The following is a 20,128-nucleotide window of genomic DNA, read 5'->3' on the forward strand; positions in this document are numbered from 1 at the left end:
GTGTGTATCACGCCGGGAAATGTCGTACCGGTCATTTAGGATCGCCGACGTGGACCTGCCCGTGATGCCGCCCGTGCGGCCGATGCTCGCGAAGGCCGTGCACGACGTGCCCCGCACGCCGGGGCTGCTGTACGAGCCCAAGTGGGACGGCTTCCGCTGCGTCGTGTTCCGCGACGGCGACGAGGTCGAGCTCGGCTCCCGCAACGACCGCCCGCTGACCCGGTACTTCCCCGAGCTGGTGGAGCTGCTGGCCGCCGCGCTGCCGCCGCGCTGCGTCGTGGACGGCGAGATCGTGCTGGTCACGCCCCAGGGGCTCGACTTCGAGGTCCTCCAGCTGCGGCTGCACCCGGCGGCCTCGCGCGTGCGCAAGCTCGCCGAGGAGACGCCGGCCAGCTTCATCGCCTTCGACCTGCTCGCCCTCGGTGACGACGACCTCACGGGCGAGCCCTTCCGCGAGCGGCGCCGGCGGCTGGAGAGCGTGCTCGCCACCGGGGCCGGGGGCCTGCAGCGCGTCCACCTGACCCCGCTGAGCGAGGATCCCGCGCAGGCCGAGGACTGGTTCACCCGGTTCGAGGGCGCGGGCTTCGACGGCGTCATGGCCAAGCCCGGCGACCTGCCGTACGAGCAGGACAAGCGCGTCATGCTGAAGGTCAAGCACGAGCGCACGGCCGACTGCGTCGTCACCGGGTTCCGCTGGCACAAGGACGGCGCCGGCGTCGGCTCGCTCCTGCTCGGGCTGTTCGACGACGAGGGCGTGCTCCACCACGTCGGCGTCGCCAGCAGCTTCACCAAGGCGCGGCGCGCCGAGCTGGTCGAGGAGCTGGCGCCGCTGCGCGAGAACGCGCTCGAGAACCACCCGTGGCGCACCTGGGCCGAATACGAGCCCGAGCCCGGGCGGCAACCGGGCGCGATGAGCCGGTGGGCGCCGCAGAAGGACCTTTCGTGGGAGCCCGTGCGTCCCGAGTGGGTCGCGGAGGTGCGCTACGAGCACCTGCAGGGCGGCCGGTTCCGGCACGGCGGGCGGCTGGTCCGGTTCCGGCCCGACCGCACCCCGGAGTCCTGCACGTACGCCCAGCTCGACGAGGCACCCCCCGCCGAGCTCGCGAAGCTGTTCGGGGAGGCGCGATGAGCGGGGCGGTGCTGCTCGACGTCGACGGCGTCGAGGTCAAGATCAGCAGCCCGGACAAGGTGTACTTCCCGGAACGCGGCGAGACGAAGCTCGACCTCGTCGAGTACTACCGGGCGGTCTCCGGGCCGCTGCTGGCCCGGCTCGGCGGGCGCCCGCTGCTGCTGGAGCGCTACCCGGACGGCGCGGGCGGCAAGAACTGGTACCAGAAACGCGTGCCGAAGGGCGCGCCGCCGTGGCTGACCACCACGGTCGTCTCGACGCCGAACGGCACCACGAGCGACGCGCTGGTCGCCAAGGACCTGGCCCACATCCTGTGGGCGGTCAACCTCGGCTGCCTCGGCTTCCACGTCTGGCCCTACCTCGCCGACACCCCCGAGGTCACCGACGAGCTGCGCGTCGACCTCGACCCGTCGCCCGGGATCGGCTTCGACGAGCTGCGCGAGGCCGCGGTGCTGACGAAGGAATTCCTGGCCGGGCTCGGCATCGAAGGCCACCTGAAGACGTCCGGCTCGCGCGGGCTGCACCTGTACGTGATGCTCGAACCGCGCTGGGACGGCTTCCAGGTGCGGGCGGCGGCCGTCGCGCTGGCGCGGGCGCTGGAACGCCGTCACCCGGAGAAGATCACCGCGCAGTGGTGGAAGGAGGAACGCGGCTCGCGCGTGTTCGTCGACTTCAACCAGAACGCGCCGCACAAGACCGTGTTCGGCACCTGGTGCGTGCGCCCCCGCGTCGGCGGCCAGGTCTCCACGCCGATCGGCTGGGACGAGCTGGACACCGTCGAGCCCGACGCGCTCACGCTGAGCACGGTGCCGGCCCGGGTCGCCGGGCGGGGCGATCCCTGGGCGGGCGCGGGGGAGCGGCCGCAGTCGATCGAGCCGCTGCTGGAGATGTCCGAAGCGGACATGGCGAACGGGCTGATGGACGCGCCGTGGCCGCCGGTCTACCCGAAGATGCCGAACGAGCCGCCGCGCGTCGCGCCGAGCCGGGCGAAGAAGGCGTGAAGTGGCCACCGTCGCCGAATGCCCGGCCGACGACGGGCTGCTGCTGGCGCTGCTGACCGCGATGACGGCCGAGCTGGTCGTCGCGTACGACCTGCCGCCGGACGCGCGGCCCGGGCCTCTGGACCCGGGCAGCCGCTACCTGCTCGCCCGCGACGGCGAGCGGGCGATCGGCTGCTGCGCGGTCGAACCGGTCGGGCCGGGCGTGTACGAGCTGAAACGGATGTTCGTGGCGCCGGGCGTCCGGGACGCCGCCCTGCCGGGCGCGCTGGTGGCGGAGTCCGAGCGGCTGGCCCGCCGCGGCGGCGGCGTGCGGCTCAGGCTGGAGACGGGCCGTGGCCAGCCGGCGGCGAGGCGGTTGTACGAGCGGGCGGGCTACCGGCGGGTGCCGAACTTCCCGCCGCACGAGGCGGACCCGGAGTCGGTCTGCTACGAGAAGGTCCTGGTGTAGCCGGGCCGTTGCCCATCGGTCCCGGGTGGCCCGCCCGGCTCTAGGCCTGGATCGCCGGTCCAGCGGGAGCCGGTTCAGGCTTGGACCTCCAGGTTCAGCGCAAGCCGCCTCAGGCTTGGATCTCCAGGTCCAGCGTGAGCTGACCGCGGTCCTCGCCACCGGCGATCCGGACGCCGGGCGGGGGCGCGGGCAGGGTCGCGGCGCACGCCGGGCACGGCTCGACCTCGGACGTGGTCAGGTCCACCGGCTTCCAGCTGCGCGATTCCCGCTCGCCGCAGGCCGAACGCCGGTAGCGGAGGTCGCCGGCGCGGGTCATCAGGTGCGCCTGGGGCACGTCTTCGGGCAGCACGCCGACCCGGTACCAGCGTGGTGCGCTCACCGCGGTGGTCGTCATGGCCGCCAGTGTCCGTCGCGGCGGCCGGGACGGGACGGCATTTGCCGATCCTCGGCGTGGCGGGGCCGGTCAGGCCTCGTCGGGCAGGTAGCGGAGGATGTGCAGCAGCCCGCGCTCGTCGACCACCGACGGGTCCGGCGCCACGCACCGGCCCAGGTCGGCCAGCGCGGCGTCCGCGTCGATGCCCGAGCCGATCAGCACGAGCTCCGTGCGCCGCGGCGCGCCCGGCGGCCACGCCGAGCGCTCCAGCTGCACGAACCCGCCGACGGTGTGCAGGCCGAAGCGCGACCCCGCGCCGAAGTCGGCCTGGCCCTTCATCCGGTACAGCCCCGCCGGACGGCGCTCGAGGAACTCGACGAACGCGCGCGGCGCCAACGGCGTCTCCGCGGCGAAGGTGACCGTGTCGTACCGCGCGTGCAGGTGGTCGGAGTGGTCGTGGTCCTCGCGCAGGTCGTCGAACGTCAGCTGGCCCACCCGCTCGCCGCGGGGCTCGGGGTCGAAGAACAGCCGCGGGTCGACGCGCCCGTGGGTGGTGACCAGCAGCGGGCGGCCCGGCGCCAGCTCTTCGACGGTCGCGGTGAGCTTGGCGAGTGCTTCGGCGGGCACCCGGTCGGCCTTGTTCAGCACCACGAGGTCGGCGAGCCGCAGGTGGTCGGCCAGTTCGGGGTGGCGTTCGCGGGCCGCCTCGAACTCGGCGGCGTCGACCACCTCGGCCAGCCCGCCGTAGCGGATGTCCGGGTTCTCGCTGGCGATCATCAGGCGGATCAGGTCGCGCGGCTCGGCGATGCCGCTGGCCTCCACGACGATGACGTCGATGCCGGCCTCGGCGCTCGACAGCTTGGCGAGCATCGCGTCCAGCCCGCTCGCGCCGCCCTTGCCCCCGCCGCCACCCTCATCGGAGGCGCTTCGCGCCGCTGTGTCCACCCAGGCGCAGCACAGGCAGCCGTTGCCGAGCGAGACCATCGTGTCGACCTGGCCGGCGACGGCGAGCGCGTCGACGTTCACGCTGCCGAAGTCGTTGACCACGACGCCGACCCGGGCGCCCTCGCGGTTGGCGAGCAGGTGGTTGAGCAGCGTCGTCTTGCCCGCGCCGAGGAACCCGGCGACGAGAACCACGGGGATCTTGCGCACGAAACGACTCTAACGCCGCGGCCCGCGCCGCCCATACACGGGTGACCACCGCCGGAGAAGGCCGTTGGGCGAATACCCACGAAAAGACGCAGGCGATCCGGCGAGAAAGGATCACGCGAATTTCTCGGTCCGCGGTGATCGATTGACGGGAAATGCGCTGAGCCATGTCCGGATAACGCGTGGTAGCAGTTATTTTCCCGGGCTTTTCCCTGGCGGCGGCGAAATGGCGGGGAAGGCCGCCGTGCCGTTCCCGTCCGGCGGAGTGCGTCCCGCGGGACGTGGGGTATCCTCCCCGGCCTGGCCGGAGGTCCTGTGCCGCAGGAACTTCCGGCCTGCCGTGTCGTCGGCGACCATCGGAGGAACGGTGCACCTTTTCGTCGGGATGCAAAGCACGATTTCGGAGAGTGGGGTAGCGCGGTGACGGTTACGCCCGAGCGGGTGACGGCCCCGCCGCCGCTTTACCGCCAGCGCGTCTCGGGGAAGCAGGAGGTCAATTCCGCGGAAGCGGAGGAATTCCTGCACCTGATGTTCGCCGAAGGCGCCGCCGAGGAGGGGGACCGGCTCGAGACGCGGCTCGCGCAGGTCCGCGCGGAAATCGCCGGAACGGGCACCTACCGGCACACCGCGGCCGAGCTGGCGTTCGGCGCGCGCGTCGCGTGGCGGAACTCGGCCCGCTGCATCGGCCGCCTGTACTGGCGCAGCCTGCGGATCCGCGACCGGCGCCGGGTCACCGAGCCCGCCGCCATCGCCGGCGAGTGCGTCGCCCACCTCCGCCAGGCCACCCGCGGCGGGCGGATCCGCCCGACGATCACCGTCTTCGCGCCGGACGCCCCGGGCGAGCCGGGGCCGCGCCTGCACAACGAGCAGCTCATCCGCTACGCCGGGTACCGCCTCGAAGACGGTTCGGTCCTCGGCGACCCGCGGTACGCCGACTTCACCGAGCACGTGCGAAGACTCGGCTGGCGGCCCCCGGAGCGAAGGGGGTCGTTCGACGTCCTCCCGCTGGTCGTCGAGGCGACGCCCGGCGATCCGCGGCTGTTCACGCTGCCCGCGGACGCCGTCCTGGAGGTCCCGCTGACCCACCCCGAGCACCGGTGGTTCGCCGGGCTGGGACTGCGCTGGCACGCGGTGCCGGCGATCAGCAACATGCCGCTGGAGATCGGCGGCGTCACCTACCCCGCCACGCCGTTCAACGGCTGGTACCTCGGCACCGAGATCGGCGCGCGGAACCTGGCCGACGAACAGCGCTACGACCTGCTGCCGGTCGTCGCCGAGCTGATGGGGCTGGAAACGGCGACCGAGCGCACGCTGTGGCGCGACCGGGCGCTGGTCGAGCTGACGCTGGCGGTGCAGCACTCCTTCGACGCGGCCGGGGTGACGATCGCCGACCACCACACCGAGTCGCGGCGGTTCCTGTCCCACCTGGAACGCGAGGAGCGGGCCGGGCGCCGGTGCCCGGCCGACTGGAGCTGGATCGTGCCGCCGCTGTCCGGCGGCCAGACCGCGGTGTTCCACCGCTACTACGACCCACCCGATCCGGGGGAGCGGCCGGCGTTCCTGCCGCCGGGCTGAGCCGGCCGGTCACCGAGAGCAGCGTGGAAGCGCCCGTTCGGCGGATCGTTCGCGGCCCGCGGCGCAGCCCGGGCCGCGAAGGCCGACAATGGACGCATGACCGCAGTCCTCGTCGCCTACGCCGGGCGTCACGGCGGAACCCGGCAGATCGCCGAGGTCATCGCCACCGAACTCCGGGAAGCCGGCCTGACCGTGGACGTGCGCGACGCGGCCGACGTCGCGGGGGTCGGCCACTACGCCGCGGTCGTCGTCGGCAGCGCCCTGTACTACCACCGGTGGCGGCCGGAGGCGGTCAGGCTGCTGGAGCGCAACGCCCAGGCGCTCGCCGAGCGTCCCGTGTGGCTGTTCCACAGCGGACCGTGCGGCCCCGGCGCGGCCACGCACCAGGTCAGCCTGCCGGCGAACGTGGCGCTGCTGGCGGCGCGCATCGACGCGGAGCGCACCGCCACCTTCGGCGGCAAGCTCGACCCGGCGACCGTGCGCGGCCTGATCCCGCGGCTGATGGCGTCGGGGCGGCGGGCCGGCGACTTCCGCGACTGGGACCGGATCAAGGCCTGGGCCCGGGACGTCGGCCGCCGGGTCCGCACCCGCGTCGCGCTCTGACCGGTCTTGCCCGGGCGGGGTGGTGGGTGCTACACCGTCGGTGAGGTCTTCCGGTGAGAAACCGACGGGACGGGGGCAAACGTGACGGATCGGCAGGCGGCATCCGCACCCGCTAAGAAAGCGCTTACAGCCGACCAGCGCAACGCGTTCCTCGCGGCGCTGCTCGGCTGGAGCATGGACTCCTTCGACTACTTCCTCGTCGTCTTCGTCCTCGCGGACATCGCCAAGGACAAGTCGTTCGGCGCGACGGCGACGCAGCTGGCGTTCATCACCACCGCGACGCTGGTGATGCGGCCGGTCGGTGCTCTCCTGTTCGGCCTGTGGGCCGACCGGGTGGGCCGCCGGATCCCGCTGATGGCCGACGTCCTGCTGTACTCGGTGGCCGGCCTGCTGTGCGCGTTCGCCCCGAACTACACCGTGCTGCTGCTCCTGCGGTTCGTGTACGGCATCGGCATGGGCGGCGAATGGGGCCTGGGCGCGGCGCTGGCGATGGAGAAGATCCCGGTGGCGCGGCGCGGGTTCTTCTCGGGCCTGCTGCAGGTCGGCTATTCGATCGGGTACCTGCTGGCCGCGCTCGCGTACCTGCTGTTCCACTCGGCGCTCGGCCTCGAGTGGCGCTGGATCTTCGTGCTGAGCATCTTCCCGGCGCTGATCAGCCTGCTGATCCGGGCGCGGGTCCGCGAATCGGAGGTCTGGGAGACGACGCGGGAGAAGCTGCGGGTGACGCGGACGTCGGTCAAGGACATCCTGCTGAACCCGAAGGTGATCCGCCGCTTCGGCTACCTGATCCTGCTGATGACGGCGTTCAACTGGATGAGCCACGGCACCCAGGACGTCTACCCGAGCTTCCTGAAGGCCCACGAGAACGGCGGTGCCGGGCTCAGCGCGTCGACGAGCACGTGGATCGCGGTGCTGTACAACGTCGGCGCCATCATCGGCGGCCTGACCTTCGGCACGCTGTCCGAACGGCTGGGCCGCCGCCGCACGATCGTGACGGCGGCGGTGCTCGGCCTGCCGGTGATCCCGATCTTCGCCTTCGACCACGGCGCCGGGATGCTGGCGCTGGGCTCGTTCCTGATGCAGATCATGGTGCAGGGCGCGTGGGGCGTGATCCCGGCCCACCTGACGGAGATGTCCCCGGACGCCATCCGCGGCTTCTACCCGGGCGTGACCTACCAGCTGGGCAACCTGCTGGCGGCGCTGAACCTGCCGATCCAGCAGGCGATCGCGGAGTCCCACGGCTACACCTCGGCTCTCGTGTGGACGGTCGTGCCGGGACTGATCGCGGTCGCGGTCCTGACCGCACTCGGCAAGGAGGCCAAGGGAATCAGGTTCGGCGAGTCGGCGGTGACGACGGCCCCGGCGGCCACGAAGTAACGCGCTCTGTTGCCACGGCGGGAATCCCCGGTGTCCACAGGGGATCGGGATGGTGATCGCGGGTGCCCTGGCGTGGGGGCCTGCGCGGCTCGGAGGCGCGCGTGCCACCGGAGTTCCCCTCGCCGCGCGCCTCGGGGGAGGCGGCGCGCCGGCCGGACCTCGTGCCGGGCCTGCGCGCCGGCCGGACCCGTGCTGTCCGGCCGGGCCCGCGGACAGCCGGACCTTGCGCTGTCGTGCCGGGCCTGCGCGCCGGCTGGACCCGTGCTGTCCGGCCGGGCCCGCGGACAGCCGGACCTCGTGCTGTCCGGCCGGGCTCGCGGGCAGCCTCACCCGACGTACCCGCCATCCCGCCCTCGTGCCGTCCGGCCGGTTCCCGGCACACTAACCGGGGTGCGCCCGGAGCCGGGCGCGGGAACGAGGGGTCTCGTGCGGCGTGGGTGGGTGATCGCGGCGGCAGGGGTCGCCGTCGCGGGTGTGGTCGCGCTCGTGGTGTGGTGGCCGTCGGGCGACGAGCCGGGCCTGCCGCCCGCCCGGGCGCGGGTGTACGCCGACTTCTCGGCGTGCCTGCTCACCGCGGGCCAGGGCTTGGCGGCGCCGGGCGTCGCGCCGGTCTGGGCGGGGCTGCAGGACGCGTCCGGCGACACCGGGACCAAGGTCTCCTACCTCGCCGCGGCCGGGCCGGCGACCGAGGCGAACTTCCTCCCGTACCTGAACTCCTTGGTCCAGCGACGCTGTGACGTGATCCTCACGGTCGGGGAGCCGGGCACCGCCGTGGCGCTCGCGCAGGCGGGCGCGCACCCCGCCACCCGGTTCGTCACCGTCGGCGGGACCGGCCGTCCGGCGGCGAACATCTCCCCCGTGGGGGTGACCGGTCACGTCCGCGAGGACGTCGCCGCAGCGGTGCGGGAGGCCGCGCACGCCGCCGGACACTGAAAAATTGCTCCTCCTTTGTCCTTTTCGGCGGCTTTTCGACGGATCTGCCGTGCCCCAGCTCTCAAAAGTTCGTCGATTCGCAGTCTTTTCCGGACCACCGGCGGTGTGGTGAACTCATCCGCCGTTCGTCGGGGATGGACATCGAGGGGGACCCGTGCGTCGTCGCGCCGCGAGAATTTGTGCTGCCTCCATCCTTTTGGGACTGGGGCTTTCGCTCGGCAGCGGCCAGGCGGACGCGGCTCAGCTCGCCCCGGGGCACCTTCCGCTCGCGGAACTGGGCTCGTGGCTCGGTTCGCTGGTTTCCGGGTCCCCGCACTGGGGCGCGACCCCGCGGCAGACGACCGGGACCGCGGACGGCAAGGGGCACGACGCGAGCACCGCGTCGACCCGTGCCACCGGCGGCACCGGGGACGCCCCGGACACCGGACCCGGGGAGCTGGCCGCCGAGGGCGGTCACCGCACGAAGGTGACTCCGGGGCCGAGCGGCGGCTCGTCGCGGGGCTTCGACCCCGCGACGAGCGGCCGAGCGGCGGCTCGTCGCGGGGCTTCGACCCCGCGACGAGCCGCCGCGACGCGGCGAAGTCCACGGCCACGATGAACTACTTCACCAACGCCGACGGCTCGGTCACCCGCGACTACACGCGGGGCCCGGTCAACTTCGCGGACGGCCCCTGGGGCTGGCGCCCGATCGACACGTCCGTGCGCGGCGGCCAGGACGGCCGCCTGCACGAAACCGCCAACTCCCTCTCCGTCGACTTCGCCGGCAACGCGGCCGACCCGGCCCTCGCCAAGCTGGCCGTCGACAGCGGGCACACGATCTCGTACGGGCTCGAAGGCGCCCGCGCGGTCCCGCCCCGGGTCGACGGCCACACCGCGACCTACCCCGGCGCGCTCCCCGGCACCGACGTCACGCTCGAGCCCACCACCACCGGGCTGAAGGAATCCCTCGTCCTGCGTTCGGCGGCGGCGCCCGGCTCGTGGGTGTTCCCGCTGACGCTCGACGGGCTGACCCCGCGGATCGAGACCGACGGCTCGGTGAGCCTGCTCGACGGCGCCGGCGCGATGCGGCAGCGCATCCCGCGCGGCTACGCCTTCGACGCGAAGGTCGATCCGGTCTCCGGGGTCCCCGCCACCACCTACGCCGTCGGGTACGAGCTGACCACCGCGGCGGGCAAGCCGGCGCTGAAGGTCACCCTGGACCCGAAGTGGCTGGCCGACCCGGCCCGGGTGTTCCCGGTGACCGTCGACCCGACCTTCACCGACACCCCGTCCTCGACCTACGCCGAGATCGGCGCGCCCGGCGACCACTCGATGGAGAAGACGGTCAAGATCGGGTCGTACAACTCCGGCGCCGACTCGGCGAACACGTTCCTGCAGTTCCCGAAGGACCTCGACGGCTCCCAGGTCACGGTCAGCGCCGCGACGCTGAAGCTGTACGACACCTGGGCGTCGACGTGCACCCCGGAACGCTTCGACGTCGCCCCGGTGACGCAGGCGTGGACGCCGTCCGGCGTGAGCGCCTACCCGGGGCCGTCCTACGGCGCGAGCATCGGCAACGTCACCCCGTCGGTGCCCAACGCCTGCGCCAACCGCGCGGGCGACCGGACGGTGGGCGACTGGGTGAGCGTCCCGCTGTCGACGGCGACGTTCACCGGCTGGGCCAACGGATCGGCGTCCGACTACGGCCTGGCGGTCTACGCGGCGACGAACGACACCCTGCACTGGAAGCAGTTCGACTCCTGGCTGATGAACGCCGGCTACCAGCCGGTGCTGTCGCTGACGACGAGCGGGAACGTGCCGCCGGTGGTCGACTCGGCCTTCCCCGGGGCCGGCGGGACGACCACGAGCCTCGTGCCGTTCCTGTTCGCCACCGCCCACGACATCGACGCCGGCCCCGGCGCGCTGAAGTACCGCTACCAGGTCGCCGACGCGGCGGGCACGACCCTCGCCGACTCCGGCCTGGTCAACGAGGGCACCTGGCGGGTGCCGGCCGGGAAGCTGAAGTACAACCAGACCTACTACTGGGCGGTCCAGGCCTACGACGGCGCGTCCTATTCGGCCGACCCGCCGTGGAACCCGCTCACCGTCGCGGTCGACCAGCCGCTGGTGACCTCGTCGCTGTCGCAGAACACCGGCGTGCACGGGGTCGAGCCGAGCATCGGCAACTACACGACGTCGGCGACCGACGCGGAGGTGCACACCGTCGGGCCGGCGCTTTCGGTGGTGCGCAACTACAACTCCCGCGACCCGCGCTCCACCGGGGCGTTCGGCGCGGGCTGGTCGAGCGTGGTCGACGCGCGCGCGACCGAGCAGTACGACTTCGACGGCTCCGGCGCGGTCGTGAGCGTGCTGGTGACCTACCCGGACGGCTCCGAAGTCGGGTACGGCAAGAACGCCGACGGCACGTTCTCGCCGCCGTCCGGCCGGTTCGCCACCTTCAAGTCGGTCACCGGCGGGTACAGCCTCACGGACAAGAACGACACCGTCTACTCGTTCACGCAGGCGCTCGGCTCCGGCGTCTACCAGCTCTCGTCCATCGCGGACGCGAGCGGCCGGACGGCGACGCTCACCGCGTCGGGCGGGCACGCCACCGCGCTGACGTCCACGGTGTCCGGGCGGGCCCTGCACCTGACCTGGACCACGCCGGCGGGCGCGACGAGCCCGCACGTCGCGTCGGTCTCGACCGACGACCTCAGCGCGGGCGCGCCGCTGACCTGGACCTACGCCTACACCGGCGACCAGCTCACCGCCGTCTGCCCGCCGGGCACGACGACCGCCTGCACCCGCTACGGCTACACGTCCGGTTCGCCGTACCGCACCAGCGTCCTCGACCTCGGCGCGCACTCGTTCTGGCCGCTGGCGGAGACCACCGGGACGACCGCCGCGAGCGCTGTCCTGACCAACGAAGGCACCGACGCGGCCACCTACCACGACGTCGCGCTCGGGCAGGCCGGACCGCTCGCCGGCTCGGCGGCGACGGCGGCCGGGTTCAACGGCACGTCGTCGTACGTGCAGCTGCCGCGGGCCGACGCGGCCGCGCCGAACACGATGTCGGTGTCGATGTGGTTCAAGACCGCCGCCACCAACGGCGTCCTGTTCTCCTACAGCACCATGCCGCTGACGGAGACGACGAGCCCGGCGTCGCAGTACACGCCGGCGCTGTACGTCGGCAACGACGGCAAGCTGGTCGGCGAGTACTGGACCGGTGCCACGGACAAGACGATCACCACGGCCAACCCGGTCAACGACAACGCGTGGCACCACGTCGTCTTCACGCACTCCTCGACCAGCCAGGGCCTGTACCTCGACGGCCAGTTCGTCGGGTCGTCGATCGGCGCGATCGTGCCGATGGGTCCGCAGAACCGCTTCATCGGCGCGGGTTTCCTCGGCAACCAGTGGCCCGACGAGGTCAACCAGGGCAAGCCCGGCACCGCGACGTTCTTCAACGGCCAGATCGCCGACGTCGGCATCTGGGACAAGTCCGTGCCCGGCGTCCAGGAGATGCCGCTCTACCAGGCGGGCAAGCAGCAGGCGAGCCTGCTCACCTCGATCACCCGCCCGTCCGGCGCGGTGCACACGACCGTCTCCTACGACCCGGTCTCCCAGGCGGTCACGCAGATCGGCGACGAGAACGGCGGCACGTGGAAATACGCGCCGCTGGCGGCCAGCGGATCGAGCCAGGTCTACCGCGGTGCCGTGCTCGGCTCGCAACCCGAGCTCTACCAGCGGTTCGGCGACGCGCCCGGCACGGCCTCGCCCGCGGGCGAAGTGAACTACCGGCCGTCGGCCTACACGAACGCGACGCTCGGGGTGACCGGCCCGTTCACCGACTCGACCGCGGCGAAGTTCCCCGGCACGGTCGCCGGGGTCACGCTGCCCGACCACCTCGTGAGCGCGTCGGCCACGGCGTCGGTGGAACTGTGGTTCTCCACGACGTCCACCGCCGCCGGCACGCTGTTCTCGACCGGGACCTCGGCCCTCGGCGCCGCGAACCCGTCGGGCAACGCGATGCCGGTGCTGTACGTCGGCACGGACGGCAAGCTGCACGGGCACTTCTGGGACACCACCGTCGCCGGCATGGCCTCACCGGGCAAGGTCAACGACGGCAAGTGGCACCACGTGGTGCTGTCCGGCGCGAACACCAGCCAGGTGCTCTACCTGGACGGCCTGCAGGTCGGCACGCTGTCCGGCCAGATCGGCAACTACGACCCCCTGAACTTCGCCGGCGCGGGGGTCTTCAACAGCAACGGGTGGCCGGCCGCGCCGTCCGGGACCACCTGGAACTACTTCAGCGGGTCCCTCGGCGAGGTCGCCTACTACCGGTCGGCCCTGACCGCCGCCCAGGTCGCGCAGCACTTCCTCGCCGCGGGCAACTCGCAGGGCCTGGCGCCGATCACCACGGCGACCATCACCGACCCGGCGGGCAAGACCGCGTCCCAGCAGTACGACCCGGCCGCGGGCAACCACAAGGTGTCCGAAACGGACACGAACGGGAAGCGGACCACCTACGGCTACGACACTTCGGGCTTCCTGCACACCACCACCGACCCCAACGGCAACGTGGTCACGGTCGGGCACGACGTGCGCGGCAACGTCGTTTCGCAGACCTCGTGCCAGAACCAGGCCGCCGAGAAGTGCTCGACGTCGTACTCGACGTACTTCCCGGACGACACCACCGCGCAGCTGACGACGGCCGACGCGCGCAACGACCTGATGCTGACCTCGCGGGATCCGCGCTCCTCGAGCGCTACCGATCCCGCCTTCCTGACGACCTTCGGCTACGACGCGGCCGGCAACCGCACGACGGTGACGACGCCCCCGGTCCCGGGCTTCCCGAACGGGCGCACCACGACGATCGCCTACAGCGACGGCACTTCCGCGTTCCCCGCGGCGGATTCGGGGAACGTGCCCGCCGGGCTGCCGGTGAAGACGACCTCGCCCGGCGGCGCGGTCAACCGGATCTCCTACCGGCACAACGGTGACGTCGAGAGCACGACGAACGCCGACGGCCTGCTCACGCGGTTCACCTACGACCCGCTCGGGCGGGTGCTGACGAAGACGGCGGTCTCCGACAGCTTCCCGGCGGGGCTGGTGACGTCGTACGGCTACGACGGGAACGACCAGATCGTCTCGCAGACCGACCCGGCGGTGACCGACCGGGTCACCGGTGCGGTGCACACCGCCGTCACGACCAGCGTCTACGACGCCGACGGCGGCCTCACTTCGCAGACCGTCGCGGACGGCACCGGCGGCGACGCCGCCCGGACGACCAGCTCGACCTACAACGACAAGGGCCAGGTCGCGTCGACCACGGACGCGAACGGCTACGTCACGACCTACACCTACGACGTCTACGGCAACAAGAAGAGCGAGACCGACCCGGCCGGCACCGAGACCGACTGGACCTACGACGGCGAGGGCCGGCTGCTCACCCAGGGCGTCTGGTACACCGGCAGCCCCGCCGACCCGCAGCCCGCGAAGTTCCTGACCCAGAAGTCCAACGCCTACGACCCGGCCGGGCGCCTCGCGTCCGAAACGGACTCGATGGGCAACGTCACCGCCTACACCTACACCGACAACGGGCTGACCGCGACGGTGACCCGGAAGGACCCCACCGGGCAGCAGTCCTTCGTCGCCGAGTCGAGCACCTACGACGCGGCCGGGGACCTGGTCGGCACGGTCAGCGGCAACGGCGCGAACACCTCCTCGTCCACTGTGGACGCCGCGGGCCGGATCTCGCGGACGGTCGACGACCCGGGCGGCGCGGCGCGCACCACCTCGGTGTCCTACACACCGGACGACAAGGTCGCGACGAGCACCCAGTCGGACCCCTCGGGGCGCAGCCGCACGGTGAGCGCGTCGTACGACCCGATGGGCGTGCTCACCGCGCGGTCCATCGCCGCCGACGGCACGGGGCACCCGGTCGGCTGGTGGAGGCTGGACCAGACCTCCGGCACCACGGTCACCGACTCCTCCGGGACCGGCAACACGGCCTCGGCGTCGGCCGTCACGTGGTCGGGAGGAGCCGCGACCCTCGACGGGACCAGCTCGCAGATCGCGACCAACGGCCCCGTGCTCAACACCGCGGCGAGCTACACCGTGTCCGCCTGGGTCAAGCCGGCGACGCTCGGCTCGGCGTTCCAGACGTACGTGGTCCAGAAGGGGGCCGTGATGAGCGGCCTCTACCTCGAGTACGACCCGAGCACCCACAAGTGGTCGTTCTCCCGGTTCGGCACCGACGCGTCCAACGCGACCGCCTACCGCGCGGAGTCGTCGGCCGACGCGCAGGCCGGGGTGTGGACGCACCTGGCGGGGGTGTACGACTCGGGCACCGGTGCCATGACGCTGTACGTCAACGGCGCGGCGACCGGGAGCACGACCGACCCGTCGCCGATGGCCTCGGGCGGCCCGCTGGCGATCGGCCACGGCTGGTACCTCGGCGCCAACGGCAACTACGCCACCGGCCAGGTCGACAGCGTCCAGGCCTACTCGCGCGCGCTGCCGGCCGCCGACATCGCGGCGGTCTACAACGGCGGCCGCAACGGCGGGACCGCCGCCTCGTCCCCGGCGGAGACGACGACCTGGACCGTCGACCAGCGCGGGCTGCCGACGTCGATGACCGACGCGAACGGCAACACGACGTCCTACGCCAGCGACGAGGCCGGGCAGCCGTCGGTGACCACCGCGCCGACGGTGAACACCGAGACCGACGGCGGACCGGCCACCGCGGTGCACCCCGTCACCACCACCGGGTACAACACCTTCGGCGAACCGGTCGAGGCCGTCGACCCCGACGGCAACCAGGTGACGACGGTCTACGACGCGGCGGGACAGCCCGTCTCGGTCACCAACCCGAACTACACCCCGCCGGGCGGCGGCTCGCCGATCACCGCGACCACCGTGCGCACCTACGACAAGATCGGCCAGGTCGTCTCGGAGAAGGACCCGCTCGGCCACGTCACGGGGCTCGGCTACGACCAGCTCGGCGACCTGGTCCAGGTGACCAAGCCGTCCGGTGCCAAGACCGTGTCGACCTTCGACACCAACGGCGACCGGCTCTCGGTCGTCGACGCGAACGGCGCCCGGACGGAGGCGACCTACGACTTCCTGTCCCGGCCGCTGACCTCGACCGTCTACGAGCGCTACCCGAGCACGCTCACCGCGACCACGACGAACTCCTACGCCGCCTCCGCCACCAACCCGGGCGGCGCCCGCCTCGCGTCCACCACGACGCCGGGCGGCGCGGTGACCTCCTTCGGGTACAACGCGCTCGGGGAGACCACGTCGGTCACCGACGCGGCGGGCAACACCACCCGGTACGGGTACAGCTACCTCGGCGAGAAGGCGTCGGTCACCGCCGCCGACAACACCTCGACGGTGACGGCCTACGACCAGTCGAGCCGTCCGGTGCAGGTCACCCGGAAGGACGCGACCGGCGCGGTGCTCCAGCAGACGTCGGCGACCTACGACGCCGGCGGGCGCCTGGCGTCCAGTGTGGACGGACGCGGCACCGCGCGGACGTTCACCTACGACGCGGCGAACCGGCTGGCCGGCGAGATCCAGCCCGTCTCCGCGACGTCGTCGATCACCACGACGTTCGGGTACGACGCGGCGGGCAACCGGACCCGGTTCACCGACGGCCGCGGCAGCCGGACGATCACCCGCTACAACCCGTGGAACCTGCCGGAGGCCCTGGTCGAACCGGCCACGGCCGCCTACACCGCCGACGCCGACCGGACCTACACCTCGGCCTACGACGCGGCGGGGCGCCCGGTCACGCAGACCCAGCCGGGCGGGGTGACCGTGTCGGCGGGCTACGACGACGACGGGAACTTCGTCAGCCAGTCCGGTGGCGGCGCCGACGCGGCGACCGCGACCCGGACCTTCGGCTACGACCCCGGTGGCCGGCTGACCTCGGCCGCCACCACCGAAGCCGGGACCGCGGGGCATTCGGACCACCAGGCGGCGTCCAGCGAAACCTTCGGCTACAACGACCGCGGCGAGCTGCTCACCGCGAGCGGCTCGGCGGGCTCGTCGTCGTTCGCCTACAACACCGACGGGCTGATGACCTCGCGCACCGACGCGGCGGGCACCACGTCCTACGGCTACGACAACGCCGACCGGCTCTCGACCATCACCGACGCGGCCACCGGCGGCACGCAGACCCTGAGCTACACCCCGCTCAACCAGGTCGGCGGGGTGAAGTACGGCACCGGCAACGCCCGCACGTTCTCCTACGACGGCCTGCACCGGCTGACCGGCGACGCGCTCAAGACGGCCGGGGGAGCGGCGATCGCGTCGGTCACCTACGGCTACGACGGCAACAGCAACCTCACCTCGAAGACGACCGCGGGCTTCGCCGGGTCGGCGGCCAACACCTACACCTACGACCTGGCCGACCGGCTGGCGTCGTGGAACAACGGCACGAGCACCGTGGCCTACGGCTACGACGCCGCGGGCAACCGGACCCGGGTGGGTTCGTCGACCTACACCTACGACGAGCGCAACGAGCTGACGTCCGACGGGGCGAACACCTACAGCTACAGCGCGCGGGGGACGCTGCGGGAGCGGGCGTCGTCGACCGGCACGCTGGTGTCCTCTTCGGACGCCTTCGGGCAGATGGCCGTCCAGGGGACGCAGGCCTTCGGCTACGACGCGCTGGGCCGGAACCTGACCGACACGACGATCACGTCCGGCGCGGCGACGACGTTCTCCTTCTCGGGCATGGGCAACGCGATCGCCTCGGACGGCACGTCGACCTACAGCCGCGACCCGGGCGGCGGGCTGGTCGGGATCGCCTCCGGCGGCACGGGGGCGTTCGCCTTCGTGGACCAGCACACCGACGTGGTGGGCACGTTCACCGCGACCGGGCCGGCGCTGGCCGGCTCGACGTCCTACGACCCGTTCGGGAACGTGCTGGCCTCTTCGAACCCGAAGGGTCAGCTGGGGTACCAGTCGGGCTGGACGGACCAGCCGACCGGGAACGTGAACATGGCGGCGCGCTGGTACAACCCGGCCGTCGGGCAGTTCATGAACCGCGACACGGTGTCGAACAGCCCGGTGCCGAACCCGATGGAGGCGAACAAGTTCGTCTACGTCGACGACAACCCGATGACGGGCACCGACCCGTCCGGGCACGGCTGGCTGGGCGACGCGTGGTCGGCCTTCACCAGTCACGTCGTGGCCCCGGCGGCGTCGTTCGTCTACCACCAGGTGATCCAGCCGGCCGCGCACGCGCTCAACACGTACGTGGTGCAGCCGCTGGTGCACGCGGCGGTGGCGACCTACCACGTGGTGCGGGACGGTTACCACGCGGCGGTGCGGGTGGTGAAGAACGCCTACCACCGCACGGTCCGGTTCGTGAAGCACGTCTACCACGCGGCGGTCCACGTGGTGAAAACCGCGTACCACGTCGTCGCGAAAGCCGTGAAGACGGCGGCCCACGCGGTGGTGCACGCGGCGAAGGCGGTGGCGCACGCGGCGGTGTCGGCGGCGAAGACGGTGGGTCACGCGGTGGCGTCGGCGGCGGTGGCGGTCGGCCACGCGGCGGCGTCGGCGGCCTCGCACGTGGCGACGTTCGTGAAGGACCACGCGTCGACGATCGCGGGCATCGCGGCGGGCGTGGTGGTCGGCGCGGCCTGCACGGCGGCGACGCTGGGCATCGGCGCGGTCGGCTGCGCGGCCATCGGCGGCGCGGTCGGTGGCGCGGTGTCGTACGGGATGGACTGCTCGAAGGCGCACAACTGCTCGGCGGGTGGCGCCGTGGAGGCGGTGGGCCTGGGTGCGCTGGGTGGCGCGCTGGGTGCGGGGCTGGCGGGCCCGCTGGGCGGCAAGCTGGTGTCGGACGCGCTGAACGGCGTGCTGCCGGAGGTGGCGACGCAGGGGTTGGTCGGCGCGGGTTCGGGAGCGGTCACCGGCGGCGTGACGGCGCTGGCCGGGTACGGGCTGAACTGCGGCCGGGATTGTTCGGTGGGCGGCGCGCTGTCGGCGGCCGGAGCGGGTGCCGCGGCCGGTGGTGCCGGGGGAGCGGCGTTCGGGGCGTTGGGTGGTCTGCGGGCCCGGGGGCGCAGCTCCTCGGAGGAGCCGGCGGCGTGTCCGATCCACAGTTTCACCGCCGGGACGAAGGTGCTGCTGGCGGACGGTTCCGCGAAGCCGATTTCTTCGGTGAAGGTGGGGGACCGGGTCGCGAACTCGCAGCCGGGCAAGGCCGGGCTGGAGACGCATCCGGTCGACCGGGCGATCGTGACGGAGACGGACCACGACTTCGTGGACCTGAAGGTGAAGCCCAGCCGGGTGCGCCGGGCTGTCGCGGGTCTGGCCCTCGCCGCGGCGGCGGTGGCGGGGAGTGCGGCGCCGGCCTCGGCATCGGCGGAGGCGCTGACGACGACGTACCACCACCCGTTCTACGACGTGACGCGGGGAAAGTTCGTCGAAGCGGTGGATCTGCAGGTGGGCGACCACCTGCAGACCGCGGACGGCGGCGAAGCGACGGTCGAGGAGGTGACGCCGTACCACTCGACGGAGGTCACGTACGACCTGACGATCGACGAGCTGCACACGTACTATGTGTTGGCCGGAGAGACGCCGGTCCTGGTCCACAACTGCGGTGAAAGCAAGCTCAAAGACGGTGAGCAGTACGTCTACCGCGCCGTGAAGGATGATGAGCTGAAGCAGATCATGGACACCCGGCGTTTCCAGAATCCGCCCGGAATCGAGTCGAAGTACTTCTCTTCAACGCCGGAGGGTGCGGCTCTCTATGGTAGAACCGCCCATGCGACCTTCCCCGAGGAAGGTCCTTACACGGTGGTGCGCGGCGTGATCAGTTCTGATCGTATTCCGGTGGAGAGCAGGATTGAGCACCTGGCTGATGGTGGTGGTGGAATCGACGCATTCGCGCTCTGGGAAAATGCCATGAGTACGATCGGCCGAGTGCGAATCCTTCCTTCCATGCCGATCCCGCAGGGAAGCAGATGAAGATTTACGTGTCATCCCTCCGGCAGTCGACGCTGGACCTCTGGTCGAGGTTGCTGCCCGCTTCGAAAGAGATCGAGTTCGTCAACGGAAGCAGCCGCTCGCTCGGCGCCGACGTGCTCGTGATGTCCGGAGTCTGGGCGTTCGACCGCTACGGTGGCCGTCCGGACAGGGAGGCGGCGCAGGTCCTGCCCAACTCGAGAGGTGATGGCTTGCCGGCATGGATTGTCGTGCCACCCTTCCGTCCGGTCACCGAGCGGGGTGGCGGAGTGTCGATCAGGGATGACTTCGAGCAGGTAAGCCCTGCTTACCATGCCGTTCTTCAGTCTCTCAGGGTGGTGAGAGATGAGTTCGGAGAATCGGCCAGTGTGGCGCTGGATCTCCCGTTGCTCGGAATGGATGATCCTGGCGACGAGTCGACTCCGGTGTCGGTGGCGCGGGCCATCGAGGAATTTGCGAGAGAGTGAGCCGCGTCTTGCCGATGCCCGGCTCGCCGGTGGTGAGGACCGGTCGTCCGCTGCCCGGCCGAGGGGCCCGAACCGTGTCGGCGAGGTCATGGTGCCGCCACG

At 72.0% G+C, this 20,128-nt stretch carries 11 protein-coding genes; 9 read left to right on the forward strand and 2 right to left on the reverse strand.

All coding sequences use genetic code 11. The features are described 5' to 3' along the window. The first annotated feature begins 49 nt into the window (after positions 1-49). Genes ACH54P_RS01675 through ACH54P_RS01685 form a run of 3 tightly spaced genes read left to right on the forward strand, consistent with a single transcriptional unit; the run spans position 50 to position 2,578 of the window. Positions 50-1,129 carry an ATP-dependent DNA ligase gene (locus ACH54P_RS01675; protein ID WP_489910511.1) on the forward strand — a complete coding sequence of 360 codons (1,080 nt, stop codon included), beginning with the start codon at positions 50-52 and terminating at the stop codon, positions 1,127-1,129. Then, positions 1,126-2,130 carry a non-homologous end-joining DNA ligase gene (ligD, locus tag ACH54P_RS01680; protein ID WP_489910512.1) on the forward strand — a complete coding sequence of 335 codons (1,005 nt, stop codon included), beginning with the start codon at positions 1,126-1,128 and terminating at the stop codon, positions 2,128-2,130. Before ACH54P_RS01675 ends, ligD begins: the two co-directional genes overlap by 4 nt. Before the next feature lies 1 nt (position 2,131). After that, positions 2,132-2,578, forward strand: coding sequence for a GNAT family N-acetyltransferase (locus ACH54P_RS01685; RefSeq protein WP_489910513.1), 447 nt, complete (start codon positions 2,132-2,134; stop codon positions 2,576-2,578). 109 nt (positions 2,579-2,687) lie between these two features. On the opposite strand, the gene ACH54P_RS01690 is transcribed toward ACH54P_RS01685, so the two are convergent. Both ACH54P_RS01690 and ACH54P_RS01695 read right to left on the reverse strand, forming a co-directional pair. Beyond that, positions 2,688-2,972, reverse strand: coding sequence for a hypothetical protein (locus tag ACH54P_RS01690; protein ID WP_489910514.1), 285 nt, complete (start codon positions 2,970-2,972; stop codon positions 2,688-2,690). A gap of 69 nt (positions 2,973-3,041) precedes the next feature. Next, the gene (locus ACH54P_RS01695) at positions 3,042-4,103 is read right to left on the reverse strand and encodes a CobW family GTP-binding protein (protein ID WP_489910515.1); all 1,062 of its coding nucleotides are present in this window, start codon (positions 4,101-4,103) and stop codon (positions 3,042-3,044) included. A gap of 438 nt (positions 4,104-4,541) precedes the next feature. Between ACH54P_RS01695 and ACH54P_RS01700 the strand changes: the two genes are divergently transcribed. The 6 genes from ACH54P_RS01700 to ACH54P_RS01725 all read left to right on the forward strand — a co-directional run bounded on the left by ACH54P_RS01700 (position 4,542) and on the right by ACH54P_RS01725 (position 20,026). Continuing rightward, complete coding sequence (locus ACH54P_RS01700) at positions 4,542-5,675, forward strand: nitric oxide synthase oxygenase (protein WP_489917085.1); 1,134 nt, start codon at positions 4,542-4,544, stop codon at positions 5,673-5,675. Between the two features lie 96 nt (positions 5,676-5,771). Next, the gene (locus ACH54P_RS01705) at positions 5,772-6,278 is read left to right on the forward strand and encodes a flavodoxin domain-containing protein (protein WP_489910516.1); all 507 of its coding nucleotides are present in this window, start codon (positions 5,772-5,774) and stop codon (positions 6,276-6,278) included. A gap of 81 nt (positions 6,279-6,359) precedes the next feature. After that, positions 6,360-7,655, forward strand: a complete 1,296-nt coding sequence (locus ACH54P_RS01710) for an MFS transporter (protein WP_489910517.1) — start codon at positions 6,360-6,362, stop codon at positions 7,653-7,655. A gap of 426 nt (positions 7,656-8,081) precedes the next feature. Continuing rightward, a complete protein-coding gene (locus tag ACH54P_RS01715; RefSeq protein ID WP_489910518.1) occupies positions 8,082-8,588 on the forward strand; it encodes a hypothetical protein in 507 nt (168 codons plus the stop codon). A gap of 594 nt (positions 8,589-9,182) precedes the next feature. Further along, entirely contained in the window at positions 9,183-19,562 is a 10,380-nt protein-coding gene (locus ACH54P_RS01720) for a LamG-like jellyroll fold domain-containing protein (protein ID WP_489910519.1), read from the forward strand. After that, complete coding sequence (locus ACH54P_RS01725; protein WP_489910520.1) at positions 19,559-20,026, forward strand: hypothetical protein; 468 nt, start codon at positions 19,559-19,561, stop codon at positions 20,024-20,026. Before ACH54P_RS01720 ends, ACH54P_RS01725 begins: the two co-directional genes overlap by 4 nt. Positions 20,027-20,128 lie beyond the last annotated feature (102 nt).

The sequence above is a fragment of the Amycolatopsis sp. N2S4-7 genome, from assembly GCF_058119595.1.

Bases quoted from the DNA above. Each gene is read 5' to 3' on its own strand.
- ligD (WP_489910512.1), top strand. From the start codon at position 1,126: ATGAGCGGGGCGGTGCTGCTCGACGTCGACGGCGTCGAGGTCAAGATC.
- ACH54P_RS01690 (WP_489910514.1), bottom strand. From the start codon at position 2,972: ATGACGACCACCGCGGTGAGCGCACCACGCTGGTACCGGGTCGGCGTG.
- ACH54P_RS01705 (WP_489910516.1), top strand. From the start codon at position 5,772: ATGACCGCAGTCCTCGTCGCCTACGCCGGGCGTCACGGCGGAACCCGG.
- ACH54P_RS01720 (WP_489910519.1), top strand. From the start codon at position 9,183: ATGAACTACTTCACCAACGCCGACGGCTCGGTCACCCGCGACTACACG.
- ACH54P_RS01725 (WP_489910520.1), top strand. From the start codon at position 19,559: ATGAAGATTTACGTGTCATCCCTCCGGCAGTCGACGCTGGACCTCTGG.